Origin of the sequence: Streptomyces sp. NBC_01306, assembly GCF_026340465.1 — a bacterium.
In the GTDB taxonomy this organism is placed as follows: Bacteria; Actinomycetota; Actinomycetes; order Streptomycetales; family Streptomycetaceae; genus Streptomyces.
The window spans coordinates 4,702,714-4,715,243 of record NZ_JAPEPC010000001.1; the positions used below are offsets into that span (position 1 = coordinate 4,702,714).

The following is a 12,530-nucleotide window of genomic DNA, read 5'->3' on the forward strand; positions in this document are numbered from 1 at the left end:
AGTGGTCGCCATGTCAGGCCCGGAATTCGTTTCGCCGCCCCGCAGCCTTCGCCGCGGGGCGGCTCTGGCTTTGGTCTTCGTGAGCGTTCTCGCCACGGCGGCGGCCACCAACTCCCTGCCGGGAGACGAGCGGACGCCCCGCCCGGCGCGAACACGCGGCGCCGCGTCCACCGTCGACCGCGCCGAACTCGTCAGGGCGACATCGGACGCGGTCGCCGACGGCAAGTCCGGTACGAAGGCGGCCGAGGACGTCGTCGGCCGCAGCGGTGACCGCTGGGGCGCCGTCTACGACCGGACCGACTACGAGCAGTTCGAGGACGCGCTCGACGGCGAGTACACCGGCGTCGGGCTGTGGGCCAGGCGCGTCCGCGACGGCCGGATCGAAGTGGCCCGGGTCCAGCCGGGCGGCCCGGCGGCGCGGGCCGGTCTCCGGGCCGGCGACCTGCTCCGTACGATCGACGGCCGCCAGGTCGGCACCCGGCCGGTGACCGACGTCGTCTCGCAGCTGCGCGGCGGTGACACCGCGTCCGTCCCGGGTACCCCGGTGGTCGTCGGCGTACGGCGCGGTGGCGACACCGTGACGAGGACCCTGCGCAGAGCCAGGCTCACCACCGACCCGGTCACCGTGACGCGGCTGCCCGGCCGGGCGACGCTGATCAAGGTCACCGCCTTCACCAAGGGCTCGGGCGCCCGGGTGGACAAGGCCGTCCGGACCGCTCCCGCGGGCGGCGGCATCCTGCTGGACCTCCGGGGCAACAGCGGCGGCCTGGTCACCGAGGCCACCACGGCGGCCTCCGCGTTGCTGGACGGCGGCCTGGTCGCCACGTACGACGTGCACGGCGCGCAGCGCGCCCTCTACGCGCGCCGGGGCGGCGACACGGACCGTCCGCTGGTCGTCCTGATCGACGGCGGCACGATGAGCGCGGCGGAGCTGCTCACGGGGGCCCTCCAGGACCGTGGCCGGGCGATCACGGTCGGTTCCCGCACCTTCGGCAAGGGCTCGGTGCAGATGCCGAGCGCGCTGCCGGGCGGATCCGTGGCGGAGCTCACCGTCGGCCACTACCGCACGCCAGGGGGCCACAGCGTCGACGGGCGGGGCATCACACCGGACGTGACGGCGGGTGATCGGGCCGAGTCGAGAGCCGAGACAGTATTGAGTGGCCTCGGGGGAGGGGCTTAGTGCGAAAATGGACGCACTATGGCTAAGGAAACCGGGCGAAAAATGATCGCCCAGCACAAAAAGGCACGGCACGACTACCTCATCCTCGACACGTACGAGTGCGGGCTTGTCCTGACCGGGACCGAGGTGAAGTCGCTGAGGATGGGCCGGGCGTCCCTGGTCGACGGCTTCGTCCAGATCGACAACCACGAGGCGTGGCTGCACAACGTCCACGTACCCGAGTACACCCAGGGCACCTGGACCAACCACAGCGCGCGCCGGAAACGCAAGCTGCTGATGCACCGCATGGAGATCGACAAGCTGGAGTCGAAGGCACAGGAGTCGGGCCACACGATCGTGCCCCTGGCGCTGTACTTCAAGGACGGCCGGGCCAAGGTCGAGATCGCGCTGGCGAAGGGCAAGAAGGAGTACGACAAGCGCCAGACCCTGCGCGAGAAGCAGGACCGCCGCGAGACGGACCGGGCGGTCTCGGCGGTCCGCAGGAAGCAGCGCGCCTGACGGGACGGGCCGGCGTGACGGGCGACCTGCGGGGAATACAGTGGCACCGTCGTGCGTTGGTCACGTACGATGGCACTGCACCCCACGGGGCGCGGTACCACCTTGAAAAAACAACATGGGGATGATCGGTTTCGACAGCGGCTGTTGAAGCAGGTGAAGCGAGCCGAGGAAGCGGCAATGATCTCGTAAACCATATGTCGCAAAAAATAATCGCCAATTCTAAGCGCGATTCCCAGTCCTTCGCCCTCGCTGCCTAATAAGCAGTGACTGAAGGACCCTAAATGGGTGTCAGCCCGGGGAAGTTCCCGACCCGGATCCTGGCATAAGCTAGGGAACTAAACCACCGGTCCCGGTCACGGGGATCGGTGGGAAATCAAACAGTGACTGGGCCTGTCGGAGACTTGTTCGCGAGATCTCCGGGGCCGAGAAAATCGCAGCGAACTGCGCTCGGAGAAGCCCTGGTTCTGCACCGTTGGACGCGGGTTCGATTCCCGCCATCTCCACCACCCCATGTGTGGCTCATGCCCTGCCGGAATTTTCCGGTGGGGCATGAGCCTTTTTTGTGGTCCGGGCTGCTGTGCGGGTGCCGCGCCAGAAGCGGGATTCAGGGCCAGTCGACCAGCCCACGGAACAGCAGGAAGACAAGCAGCAGGGAAACTGGGGCGGCCAGGGCGAGGAGCAGTCGGCGGTCGTTGTTGCGCTGCTGCCGCGGCAGGGACCAGCTGGCGAACAGAAAGCCCAGAGGCAGCAGGAGGCCCAGAACGAATACGTTGAAGCCGAGAGTGGAGTTAAGAAGATCGGCCACAGCTTGTTCATCGTGTGTATTGCTGCAGACGCCGGCGGCTTGTATATGGCCGCGCGCCCCGTCGAATGCTCCGAGGAGGTAGGCCAGAAGGAGGCCGATGGCTTGGCGCAGCTGCTTCGGCTGCCCTGAGGGAAGTCCCGAGGTGCTGACCAGCTGGTTCACGGAGCGGTTGGTCCGGCGGGCGACTTTGGTGATCTCGCTGCAGCTCAGGGCTCGATGGGCTTCCCGCCATGCTGGCGTAGGACTTCGGCTTGTTTGCAACCATGCCCGCTCGGGACCGTGCCACCCGTGGTGGTATCACCCCGCGGTTACAGATAGCGTTGGGATCTTACTCAGCCTTTACCCTCCACCCTCTGGGAGTCCTCGCGTGAACCGCCCGACCCGGCTCGTGACAGCCGCGCTCACCGTGTCCGCTGCTCTGTTGCTGGCTGCCTGCGGCTCGGGGGGCGGTAGTGACTCGACCTCGGGCAAGATCAAGGGGGCTGATGACGGGACCGGGAAGGCGTCGGCTCCGGCCGGTGATGCGACTTCGGCGGCGCCCGGTGGGGCCAAGCGACCGGTGATCACGTTCCCGAGTGACTTCCAGGTGGAATTCGAGGGCTGGACGAACAGTGACCCGAAGCTTCAAGCCATCTTGAATGACGGGCGGGAGGAGCTGAAGTCCGAGTACGCCGCGATTATCGCCGCAGATTCAAACTTGGATGCGGTTACGTTCTACAATTCCGGTGAGTCCCTGACGTCAGCGCACAAGTGGATCAAGAGCTTCGTCGACGACGACAACAGCTTGACCGGTGCAATCCGGGTCTTCACTCCCAAGGCAGCTATCAGCGATACCGGTTCAGCCGCGCTCTTCTTCTGCGTCGACGAGCGGAAGTCATCCACGAAGAATCGCAAGACCCACAAGGTGGTGCACACCCCGGACGAGGCTGATTCCGTACTTCAATACCGTGCCAAGCTGCAAAAGAGTGGCCAAGGCGTATGGAAGACGGTCTATGTGGACACCATCGCCGGCGGATGTCGCTGATGCGGTTGGTTATGAAGGCCCTTGTCTGTGTCCCCGCCTCGGTGCTTACTCTCACCTTCTGCGCGTCGACGGCCTTGGCGATCGGGGAGGGTGATCACCACAAGCATCCCCCTGCTGATGGCCCGACCGGGGATGCCTCAGGCAACACCCTCACTGCGGCAGCCGGTGCCAGCAGCATCAAGGTCAGCCAGGTGAGCGGAGGTTTCGGTGGCAATAGGCCCAAGGCCCTCACACCTGTTGACCCCAATTGGAAGCCCCCGGCGTGCTGGTACGAGCCTGTCGCAACCCCCGAGCAGTTGAAGTCGGCTGTGGACCGGCTTAAGAAGGGTGGGGATCTGGTGCATGTCACCCCGACGCTCAGTTGGGGTGAAGACTTGATGGTGAGCAGCTATGAGAAGGACAAGTCGGCGGGTGCTGGTTTGCCGAGCTATAAGAACTACAACCTGGGTAAGAGCGGGATGTTCTGGCGTGGAGTCATGAACAAGGACCTGAAAGATGACCCGGAGTCCTGGTCCTGTGAACGCAACCTGTTTTGGCAGGAAGCCAATACAGTCCCCGACGACAAGCACGCCCCTACGCCTGACGTTCTCGCTGCCTACGCCTACGACCGGATCAACGTCCCGGACACGAAGTTCGAACTCAAGCCGGCCACCAAATCCACGGTGAATCTGCCGACTTGGGTGTGGTCGGACAAGGGCAGGTTCCAGGACGTCAAGGTCCGCGCTGAATTGCCGCATACGAATCTGTGGGCCGAGACAACGGCCAAGCCGGTCAGTCTCCACCTGGAGGCCGGTACGCCGGACGCGGAGACGTACCCCGCATCCGGCGAGTGCGCCATCAACGACGACGGCACTATCGGCGCCCCCTACAGCAAGGGGGACGCGGAAAAGACACCCCCGTGCGGCATCACGTACCTGCGGGCGACCGACGGCAAGCCGTATCAGCTGAAGGCATCGGTGACGTGGCAGATCTCGTGGACGGGGTCCGGCGGGGCGAACGGGGATCTCCCGGACGGGACCTTCGAGTCCACGCAGGACATGAATGTCCAGGAGATCCAGTCCGTCAATCGCTGACTCGCGGCAGGGGTGCCTCGCTACTGTTGCCGGGTGAAGCTGTAGGCGGCCACCGCCGAGGTCTTTCCGTACGGCCGCAGAGCGAGCCCCGTCAGGTCGCCTCCCTGGAAGCTGAATTCTGCTGGCTTCCCTCCGCATTCCACCGTGGGGATGTCGCCCGCGTGTGGCCTCTTGGTTGTCCGTAGCACGTCGAAGCTTCCCTCGCCTCCGCAGGCCACGACGAATTTCACTCTCTTCGCGGTGGTGGCAGGGATGGGAACGAGCACCTCTGATGCCGTGACGCGCAGCCAGTTGCTTTCGATCGGGCGCTCAGAATCCGTCGGCGGCGGCAGAGCCTTCACCGCTGCCGCTCGCAACTGCGCAGCACTGGTTTCCCGGTGGGCTGGCGACGCGTTCGTCGTCGGCTGATGCCTGCCTCCGGAGCCACCGCCCACGCATCCGGTCGCGAGGATGACGGTCCCGAAGAGGCAGCAACTTGCGCTCATGAGGCGGGATCCCGTTCCGGGCGCCATCATGCTGCCGGCCGGTAGCCCGTCAGCATTCCCAGTAGGTGGTCCATCTCCGGGCGCCAGATGCGGTGCACGTTCATCTTGGTGGGCTTGGGCTGGCCCGGCAGTTGGAGGCGGAACGAGCTCCACAGGGAGCCGCGCTTGATGTTGCTGACCGCACTCATGGCCTCGGCCGGCTGGAGGGCGTGGACGATCTCGTGTGGGCGGTTGCTCATGCGGCTGGCCTTGTGGATCAGGACGGCCTGGTCGGTCACGGTGACGAAGTAGTACGTGAGGAACGACTGGCCGATGACGCCCAGCAAGCTCATCAGTACCGGGTTCGGGCCCGCGATGGCCTGGATGGAGACGTGCGGGCGGTCGGTCGGGTTGGCCTGAGCGATGGCCGCGTTGATCTGCTCTTGGATGGTCGCCTTACGTATGGCCATGAGGCCCTCCCCCTGTGGTGATGAACGATGCAGAGTAGCGGGGGAGATCATGGGGCTTCCGGGCGGGGTGTCTGGTGGTGGCACGCCTTTCTCTGCGAACCCTCGTGCTCGTCTTTATGGTTGGCTGCGCTGAATGGCCGTGTTGTCCATCGTCGGGCTATCGGGGGCGGAAGCGGCTCTGCTTGTTCGCCTCACGGACCCTGGCGAGCAGTTCCTCGCGGCGGCGCTGCGCGGCGGATTCCTCCTTCTTCTCCTTCTCTTCCTTCCGTAACTCCTCTTCCTGTTGCTCGGGCACGCTGGTCATGTGGCACGCCGCCGCAGGACTTCCGCCAGACGCCGGGCCACATCGGGGTTGCACCGTCCGAGTTCCACGAGAGGTGGCAGATAGTCGCTGGCGAGCGAGACCGGGTCGAGCCCCAGCGATGGCAGGAGGACGTCCGCCGCCGTCAGCGCTTCGCGCAGTTCGTCCCGGGCCGACTCCGCGTCGCGTAGCTGTGCAACTGCCTTGCTGTGATGCGCCGTTCCCATGACCGTCGTGCCTTTCCCTCTGCCTGTACCTTTCACTCAAAGCATCGGTGTGTAGAGCTTCGGTCACCAGGGGTAGCGGTTTTCGGAGCGCTGGAACGAAAACGGGAGCGACTGTGCCTGCGCCGAAGGAACTCGACCCGTCCGCATCACTCGCCGCGTTGTACGGGACGAAGCTGCGCAAGCTCCGTACGTGTGCCGGTTGGACGCAGCGGGAACTCGGCGACAGGATTCCCATCGCGCACAGCCGGATCGCGCAGTTCGAGCTGGGTAACGAAACCCCGCCGGAGGACGTCAACAGGAAGCTGGACGCGTTGCTGGGCGCGGATGGCGATCTGGTTGATCTGTGGGTCCATGTCAGACGGACCCCGTTCCCCGACTGGGTGCAGACGTTTGTGACCTATGAGGCCAAGTCCAAGATGATGCGTAAGTTCTCGCAGATCATCCCGGGCCTGGCGCAGACGGAGGCGTATGCGCGAGCGGTACTGCACGCAGGACAGATTTATGACGACGGGGATCCGGAGGAGAAGGTCAGGGCCAGGCTCGCCCGCCAGGCTGTCCTTGAGCGCACTGATTCTCCCTGGGTGTGGATAGTCCTGGACGAGGCTGTTCTGTATCGCGTGGTTGGCAGCAGGATGGTCATGCGAGACCAGCTGGCGCGTCTGCTGGATTTAGGGGAGAGGCCGCGCATCCATGTGCAAGTGCTTCCCTTCGGGGCTACGGACCCCGCTGCCATGGGAGGCTCGTTCACGCTCCTGACCCTGCCGGATGGGCGCGAAGTGGGTTATGAAGAGGGAATCATCTTCGGGCGCCTTGTCGAGGACGCGGACGAGGTCATGCGGAGGGCCGTCCTTTACGATCGGCTGCAAGCCAATGCCCTGTCCCCGGCAGCGTCAGCTCAGTTGATCCGATCGGCCATGGAGGAGCACGACTCATGCGCGTCATCCGAGAAGCCTTGACGAGCGCGCAGTGGCGCAAGAGCAGCTACAGCAACGCTGCCGGCGGCGATTGCCTGGAGGTCGCCGATGGCATATCGGGTGTTGTCCCCGTCCGGGACAGCAAGAACCCCACCGGCCGTTCGTTGGTCTTTCCGGGGGCTGCCTGGACCGCGTTCATAGACGGCGTACGTCGGGATTGAGTAGCAGGTTGCGACTCGCCAAGTCCGTTGCTGTAAGCCCGCGTTCGCGCAGGTCGGCGCCGGGGCCCGGGATTCCGCGTCCCGGTCGGGCGCGCTCCTTTTTAAAGCAACGGGAGAGAACCAACTACCCAACCCCACCGCCCAACTGCCCCCGTCACACGTACGGGTGATGGCGCAGTCGGTTGTCGGATCGGTGCGGTACGGTCGGCCGCAGCGGTGCCGTTACGTACGGACCATTACCTACGCACCGCCGCGTACTCACCACCACAACCGAAAACAGACGGCCCCCGACAGGACGGCAATCCTGGCCGAGGGCCTGACCACCCTGGAAGAAAGAGCTTCCCGATGGCTGATCCGCAGTTTAGCGCTGGCATGTCCGCGCTCCCCGAGGGCGTTCCGCGTGCCGGAGTCCTCCACGTACGTCACCGTCATACCGACCGGTTCACGGTGATCGGCAACCACCTCGCCCAGCATCCGCGTCTCTCCGCGACCGCGATGGGCCTTGCCCTGCACATCCTGTCGCTCCCCGATGGCGCCTCCGTCACCGCCAAGGCGCTGACCTTGCGCTTCCCGGAGGGCGAGACGACCATCCGTAGAGCGCTCAACGAGCTTGAGAGGGCTGGTTACTTGGAGCGTCGACGGGTCCCGTTGGGTGGTGGGCGGGTCGCTACTCGTACCTTCGCCTATGACAAGCCGGGGTGCGTATCTGAGCCGGACTCGCACCCGGCTCAGGACCTCGCCCCGTCGGTCGTCGCGCGGGCCGGTCGTCGGCTGCCCGCCACCGATTCGGTGCGGCGTCCCGTCGCCCCCGTACAGCCCCGGCCGCCGTCGCCGTCCCCGCCGTCCCCGCCGTCGCCCTCCCCGCCGTCACTTCCGCCGCCGCCCGCGACCGGGCCCGCCGCCGATCTTCTGGCCCGGCTTCGGGCTGCCGACCCCAGGCTCCTTCTCTCCGCCCGTGACATCCAGCGCCTCGCCCCGGCCGTTGAGGACTGGTTCGCCCGCGATGCCGCGCCCGCCCAGGTCACGCGCACTCTCACCGCGAACCTGCCACGCGAGCCCGAGCCCATCCGGCACCCGGCCCGATTCCTGGAACACCGCCTCGCCACGCTTCTCCCCCCACCGCTTCCGGCCGGCCCCGCGCGGCACACCCTCGCCCCGCTCCACACCTGCGACGGCTGCGAACGCGCACACCGCACCCATGACCCGGCCGAGCTGTGCGCCGACTGCCGTCCGGCAGCCCGTGCGACAGCCCGTGCCGCGGCCTGACGGCTGCCCTAAAGCGAGGAATACCGCATGAGCTCCGCATGCAAGGAGGAGACACCTTGGCAGGTCAGGTCCACCCCTCCATCCCCGTTCGCCGGGGGCATCTGCGTGAGGCCGCCGAGAGCATCGAGCAGGCCACAGGCATGCGAGTCGAGATCATCGGGGGGACTCTCGTGATGCCCCCGAGCCCCAGCGGCAAGCGCGCGGGGATCGTCATCGATCTTCGGGACGCGATCAGGCCCGGTCTGGCCGCCGTGAATGAAGCGTTCGAGAATGTGTCTGTTCCGATGGCCGATGACCCCGACGACTACGCGACGCCGGATCTGACCATCGGCCCGCGCGCGTTCAAGGACGCCGACGAGTGGCTGCTGGACGCGGACGCTGTCGAGCTGGCGGTGGAGGTCATCTCCCCGAGTGAACGGCTCAAGGGCATCAACGAGAAGACCGCGTGGTACGCCGCCGCAGGTGTCGCGCGGTTGCTGCAGATCGATCCGCGTACGGGGACGTGGTCGCTGTTCACCCGGCCCCGTGCGGACACGTACCAGGGGGGCGTCCATGGTCTGTACGGCGAGCCGGTACCGCTGCCCGCAGAGCTCGGCGGAGATCTCGGCACCGGTGGGCTCTCCCGGTACGGCCCCCGCTAGATGATCGATTCCAATGGTTGGCTGCGCGTGAGACGCGGGAGCCCACAGCCAGGTTTGTGACGCCAGACATGGACTCCCTCGCGACCGCGCTTTACGTCAAGACCGACGACTTGCTGAAGGGTTCGCCGCAGCTCGCCCCGTGGCGGCCGGTGGCCGGCATGGCGCCACAGCTCGGCGATGCCGAATTGGTGCCGCTTCCGATGATGCGGCCAATGCTCGGCTACACCTCCGAAGCTCGGTGGCTGCGCCATGCCCGAGCGTATCTGCGACGCCTGTTCCCGTACCTGCCGAAGCAGCCCGGCTACAAGAAGAGGCTGCAGCTACGGTTCCGCCATGACAACTATGAAGCCCCGCACCGATCTTCGACCCCCCGGCCTGAACGTCGACGAGAAGACCACCCTGCTGACCTTCCTGGACTACCTGCGCGAGTCCGTGCTCGTGAAGGCGGCCGGTGTCCCGGAGCCGGCGGTCCGCACGGCCGGCGTCCCTTCCGGGACAAGCCTGCTCCAACTGCTCAAGCACCTGACGGCCGTTGAGCTCAACTGGTTCGTCTGGGCCTACGCCGGCGCCGACCGCGAGCAGTGGGAGGACGAGGGTACGGTGTCCGCCGACGACACCGCCTCGGACTTGGCAGACGCCTATCGCGAGGCGGTCGCCCGGGCCAACGAGGTCGTCCTCGCCTGTACCGACTTGGACCGCCCCGGTGCCCGCTCGCTGCGCGAGACCCCGGCGCCGTCGATGCGCTGGGTGCTGGTCCACATGATCGAGGAGACCGCCCGGCACGCCGGTCACGCGGACATCCTGCGCGAGCAGATCGACGGTTCGGTCGGGCGGTGATGCGGGTGCGGTAAATCAGGTGCGATCGCACCGGCCAATCGATCATCCGAGCCCTGACCGCCTGCGACCACCAAGCCCCTTGAATCGATCATCCAGAGACCGGTTCCAAGAACACGCGGGCGAGCCGGGCACGCTGTCAGAGTGGGTCTGTGCGGGCGAAGAGAGGGGTACGCAGGTCGTGGACGTAACACGCAAGGTGGTCACCCGTGATCACCTGGAAGGTGTCGCGCGCGCGGCTCTGGGGGACGGACGCCGCCTCGCCGGCGTGGCACGGCTCCGCGGTGGCAGCAAGAAGGGCGTGTACCGCCTCACCTTCGACGACGACTTCACTGCGATCGTCTATATCTGGGACGACGCCGAGAACTTCTGGCCCACCACGGATCCCGGTGACGCCGACAGCCACACTGCCGACGACCATACGGACCCGTTTTCGCACGCCTCCGGCATCGATCTGTTCCAGGCTGCCAACAGGCGTCTCGACGCCCTCGGGATCCGCACGCCCCGGATTCTTCTGGCGGATCGGAGCAGGAGCCACTATCCGGCGGACATCGCGGTCGTCGAGGACGTTCCCGGTGAGAACCTTGAGGCGCTCCTCCACCGCGAACCGCACCGTATGGAGGCGACCTTGGCGGCGCTCGCCGAGACGCTCGGCGTGATGCGGCGGCACACAGGGCCGGGGTTCGGCAAGGTCGCCCTGATCGACGGCGGCGGCGTTTCCCGGGGCCGGTCGTGTGAGCAGGGCGTCCTCGACCGCGCGCTCGACGACCTCGCCGAGGCCGCCTCGCGCGACAGCCGGATCGGACGCGTCCGCCGGCACCTGGAGGAAGAGGTTCGCGGGCTGGCCGCCGCCGTGCGTCCACGCTCGGAGTACGGGCTCATCCATGGCGAACTCGGACCTGACCACGTGCTCGTGGACCGGCTCGGGCAGCCCGTCCTCATTGACATCGAGGGCCTGATGTTCTTCGACGTCGAATGGGAGCACGCGTTCCTGCGCATCCGTTTCCGGGAGCACTACCGATGGTTCGACAGCCGGGGTCTCGATGAACAGCGGCTTGCCTTCTACACCTTGGCGATGCGACTGTCACTCGTCGCCGGACCTCTGCGGCTCCTGGACGGGGACTTCCCCGACCGCGACGCGATGATGGGCATCGCCGAGCACAATCTCCAGCAGGCGCTTGCCTTCCTGCCCTCGGGTGACTGCTGAACTTTGCTGTCTGGATGCCTTGTTGCCTGCGAGTCGAGTCCGGGGACGTACGACGGCGGAGTCTGCTCAGTGGTCCTGCTGGTGTTCGGGGTCCAGAGCGAGAAGGCTTTCAGCGACGCCGTCGCCGAACATTTCCTCAAGGTGCAGGGACGTCTCCTCGCCGGCCTGGCTCATGCGGGTGAACATGGCCTGCTCGTATTCGGCGAGGCCGGCCTCTACGTCGTCCGGGTTGGCGGCGAGCGCATTGGCGAGTTCGGCGCCGTCGTACATGGCCCTGTTGGCCCCTTCGCCGTCGGGAGCCAGCAGGTGGGCGGCGTCGCCGACCAGAGTCACTCCGGGCGTCCGGTCCCACTGGTGCCTGTCGGGCAGGGCGTAGTGCGGGCGCAGGACCGGCGGGGTGTCCGTGTCGGTGATCAGTGCGGTGAGCTGGGGCGCCCAGCCGTCGAACTCCGCCGCGACGCGGGTGGCGGCCGCGGCCGGATCGGCGAAGTCGATGCCGTCGAACCACTCCAGCGGCCTGGTGAGCTCCACATAGGCGTGCAGGGTGTCGCCGCGTTCGCGGTGGGCGTGGATCACCTTCCCCGGGGCGGGGGCGAACATCGCGCCGCCGCCGACCGCCTCCGCGACGGCCGGGTGCCGCCTGTCGGCGTCGTACAGGTAGGTCTCGACGAACGACGTGCCGGCGTACTCGGGCATCGACTCCGACAGCAGCGGGCGGACCCGCGACCAGGCGCCGTCCGCGCCGACCAGCAGACTCGTGGTGACGGTGCTCCCGTCGGCGAAGGTCACCTCGTGGCGGCCGCCGCCGAGGTTCCGCGCGCCGGTGACCTTGCGGCCCCACCGGACGGTGCCTTCCGGGAGCGCGTCGAGCAGCATCCGCCGCAGGTCCGCGCGCTGGGCTTCCGGTCGGCCGCCCGTGCCGTCGTCGGCCTTCTCGAACAGGACGGCGCCGTCCTGGCCCAGAGCACGTATCGCCTGGCGGCCCTCCAGGACGATGGCGCGGAACTCCTCCATCAGACCGGCCGCTTCGAGGGCGAGCTGCCCGTTGTAGTCGTGGATGTCGAGCATCCCGCCCTGCGCCCGTGCCTCCGGCGAGGCCTCTGCCTCGTAGACTTCGACCGGGATGTCGTGGGTGTGCAGGACGCGGGCCAGCGTGAGGCCGCCAAGTCCGGCGCCGATGATCGTGACGGGGGTGCGCATGGTGGCTCCTTCGGATCGGGCCGCCCGGTGACTTCCGGCCGGCTGTCTCTGGAACAGTGCCGGACCCCACCGACACGCTTCCGACATCCGGCCGACAGCCCTCGATGCCGCCTGACAGATGGCCGACAGGCCTCGACAGCCCTCGACAGCCCTCGACAGGCCCGGCATGTTCCGACAGCGCAGGTCAGTGCCGGTTCCCGGCGCC

At 67.0% G+C, this 12,530-nt stretch carries 16 protein-coding genes, 1 other RNA gene and 1 pseudogene; 12 read left to right on the top strand and 6 right to left on the bottom strand.

What is annotated here, in order from left to right:
* Nucleotides 1–10 precede the first annotated feature (10 nt).
* The 3 genes from OG385_RS20700 to ssrA all read left to right on the top strand — a co-directional run bounded on the left by OG385_RS20700 (nt 11) and on the right by ssrA (nt 2,184).
* Nucleotides 11–1,180, top strand: a complete 1,170-nt coding sequence (locus OG385_RS20700) for a S41 family peptidase (RefSeq protein ID WP_266856475.1) — start codon at nt 11–13, stop codon at nt 1,178–1,180.
* Nucleotides 1,181–1,198: 18 nt separating this feature from the next.
* Nucleotides 1,199–1,678: an SsrA-binding protein SmpB gene (gene smpB, locus OG385_RS20705; protein WP_266856477.1), complete on the top strand. Its 480-nt coding sequence runs from the start codon at nt 1,199–1,201 to the stop codon at nt 1,676–1,678.
* 117 nt (nt 1,679–1,795) lie between these two features.
* Nucleotides 1,796–2,184, top strand: a transfer-messenger RNA (tmRNA) gene (ssrA, locus tag OG385_RS20710).
* Between the two features lie 98 nt (nt 2,185–2,282).
* Here the strand turns inward: ssrA and OG385_RS20715 are convergent.
* Nucleotides 2,283–2,645: a hypothetical protein gene (locus OG385_RS20715; RefSeq protein WP_266856479.1), complete on the bottom strand. Its 363-nt coding sequence runs from the start codon at nt 2,643–2,645 to the stop codon at nt 2,283–2,285.
* A 205-nt stretch (nt 2,646–2,850) separates the two neighbouring features.
* Between OG385_RS20715 and OG385_RS20720 the strand changes: the two genes are divergently transcribed.
* Both OG385_RS20720 and OG385_RS20725 read left to right on the top strand, forming a co-directional pair.
* On the top strand, nt 2,851–3,507 hold the full coding sequence (locus OG385_RS20720; protein WP_266856480.1) for a hypothetical protein: 657 nt from the start codon (nt 2,851–2,853) through the stop codon (nt 3,505–3,507).
* Nucleotides 3,507–4,580, top strand: coding sequence for a hypothetical protein (locus OG385_RS20725; RefSeq protein WP_266861033.1), 1,074 nt, complete (start codon nt 3,507–3,509; stop codon nt 4,578–4,580). The genes OG385_RS20720 and OG385_RS20725 overlap by 1 nt, the downstream gene beginning before the upstream one ends.
* Nucleotides 4,581–4,600: 20 nt before the next feature.
* On the opposite strand, the gene OG385_RS20730 is transcribed toward OG385_RS20725, so the two are convergent.
* The 4 genes from OG385_RS20730 to OG385_RS20745 form a co-directional block, all read right to left on the bottom strand.
* Nucleotides 4,601–5,065 carry a hypothetical protein gene (locus tag OG385_RS20730; RefSeq protein ID WP_266856481.1) on the bottom strand — a complete coding sequence of 155 codons (465 nt, stop codon included), beginning with the start codon at nt 5,063–5,065 and terminating at the stop codon, nt 4,601–4,603.
* Nucleotides 5,066–5,091: 26 nt separating this feature from the next.
* The gene (locus tag OG385_RS20735; RefSeq protein ID WP_266856482.1) at nt 5,092–5,514 is read right to left on the bottom strand and encodes a hypothetical protein; all 423 of its coding nucleotides are present in this window, start codon (nt 5,512–5,514) and stop codon (nt 5,092–5,094) included.
* Nucleotides 5,515–5,671: 157 nt separating this feature from the next.
* On the bottom strand, nt 5,672–5,818 hold the full coding sequence (locus OG385_RS20740; protein WP_266856484.1) for a hypothetical protein: 147 nt from the start codon (nt 5,816–5,818) through the stop codon (nt 5,672–5,674).
* Nucleotides 5,815–6,042, bottom strand: a complete 228-nt coding sequence (locus tag OG385_RS20745; RefSeq protein WP_266856485.1) for a hypothetical protein — start codon at nt 6,040–6,042, stop codon at nt 5,815–5,817. The genes OG385_RS20740 and OG385_RS20745 overlap by 4 nt, the downstream gene beginning before the upstream one ends.
* A 113-nt stretch (nt 6,043–6,155) precedes the next feature.
* On the opposite strand from OG385_RS20745, the gene OG385_RS20750 reads away from it, so the two are divergent.
* From OG385_RS20750 to OG385_RS20775, 7 genes and pseudogenes are all read left to right on the top strand, one after another.
* Entirely contained in the window at nt 6,156–6,998 is an 843-nt protein-coding gene (locus OG385_RS20750) for a helix-turn-helix transcriptional regulator (RefSeq protein ID WP_266856486.1), read from the top strand.
* Nucleotides 6,974–7,177 (top strand): DUF397 domain-containing protein, encoded by a 204-nt coding sequence (locus OG385_RS20755; RefSeq protein ID WP_266856487.1) that lies wholly within the window; start codon nt 6,974–6,976, stop codon nt 7,175–7,177. The genes OG385_RS20750 and OG385_RS20755 overlap by 25 nt, the downstream gene beginning before the upstream one ends.
* A gap of 345 nt (nt 7,178–7,522) precedes the next feature.
* Nucleotides 7,523–8,443 (top strand): helix-turn-helix domain-containing protein, encoded by a 921-nt coding sequence (locus tag OG385_RS20760; protein WP_266856488.1) that lies wholly within the window; start codon nt 7,523–7,525, stop codon nt 8,441–8,443.
* A gap of 56 nt (nt 8,444–8,499) precedes the next feature.
* Complete coding sequence (locus OG385_RS20765) at nt 8,500–9,084, top strand: Uma2 family endonuclease (protein WP_266856489.1); 585 nt, start codon at nt 8,500–8,502, stop codon at nt 9,082–9,084.
* 56 nt (nt 9,085–9,140) lie between these two features.
* Nucleotides 9,141–9,404 (top strand): annotated as a pseudogene (locus OG385_RS37385) (IS982 family transposase); the annotation flags it as partial.
* A gap of 13 nt (nt 9,405–9,417) precedes the next feature.
* The gene (locus tag OG385_RS20770) at nt 9,418–9,921 is read left to right on the top strand and encodes a DinB family protein (protein ID WP_323183815.1); all 504 of its coding nucleotides are present in this window, start codon (nt 9,418–9,420) and stop codon (nt 9,919–9,921) included.
* A 178-nt stretch (nt 9,922–10,099) separates the two neighbouring features.
* Nucleotides 10,100–11,125, top strand: a complete 1,026-nt coding sequence (locus OG385_RS20775) for a phosphotransferase family protein (RefSeq protein ID WP_266856490.1) — start codon at nt 10,100–10,102, stop codon at nt 11,123–11,125.
* 66 nt (nt 11,126–11,191) lie between these two features.
* Here OG385_RS20775 and OG385_RS20780 read toward each other — a convergent pair whose 3' ends face one another.
* Nucleotides 11,192–12,325 (bottom strand): NAD(P)/FAD-dependent oxidoreductase, encoded by a 1,134-nt coding sequence (locus OG385_RS20780; RefSeq protein ID WP_266856491.1) that lies wholly within the window; start codon nt 12,323–12,325, stop codon nt 11,192–11,194.
* Between the last annotated feature and the right edge of the window lie 205 nt (nt 12,326–12,530).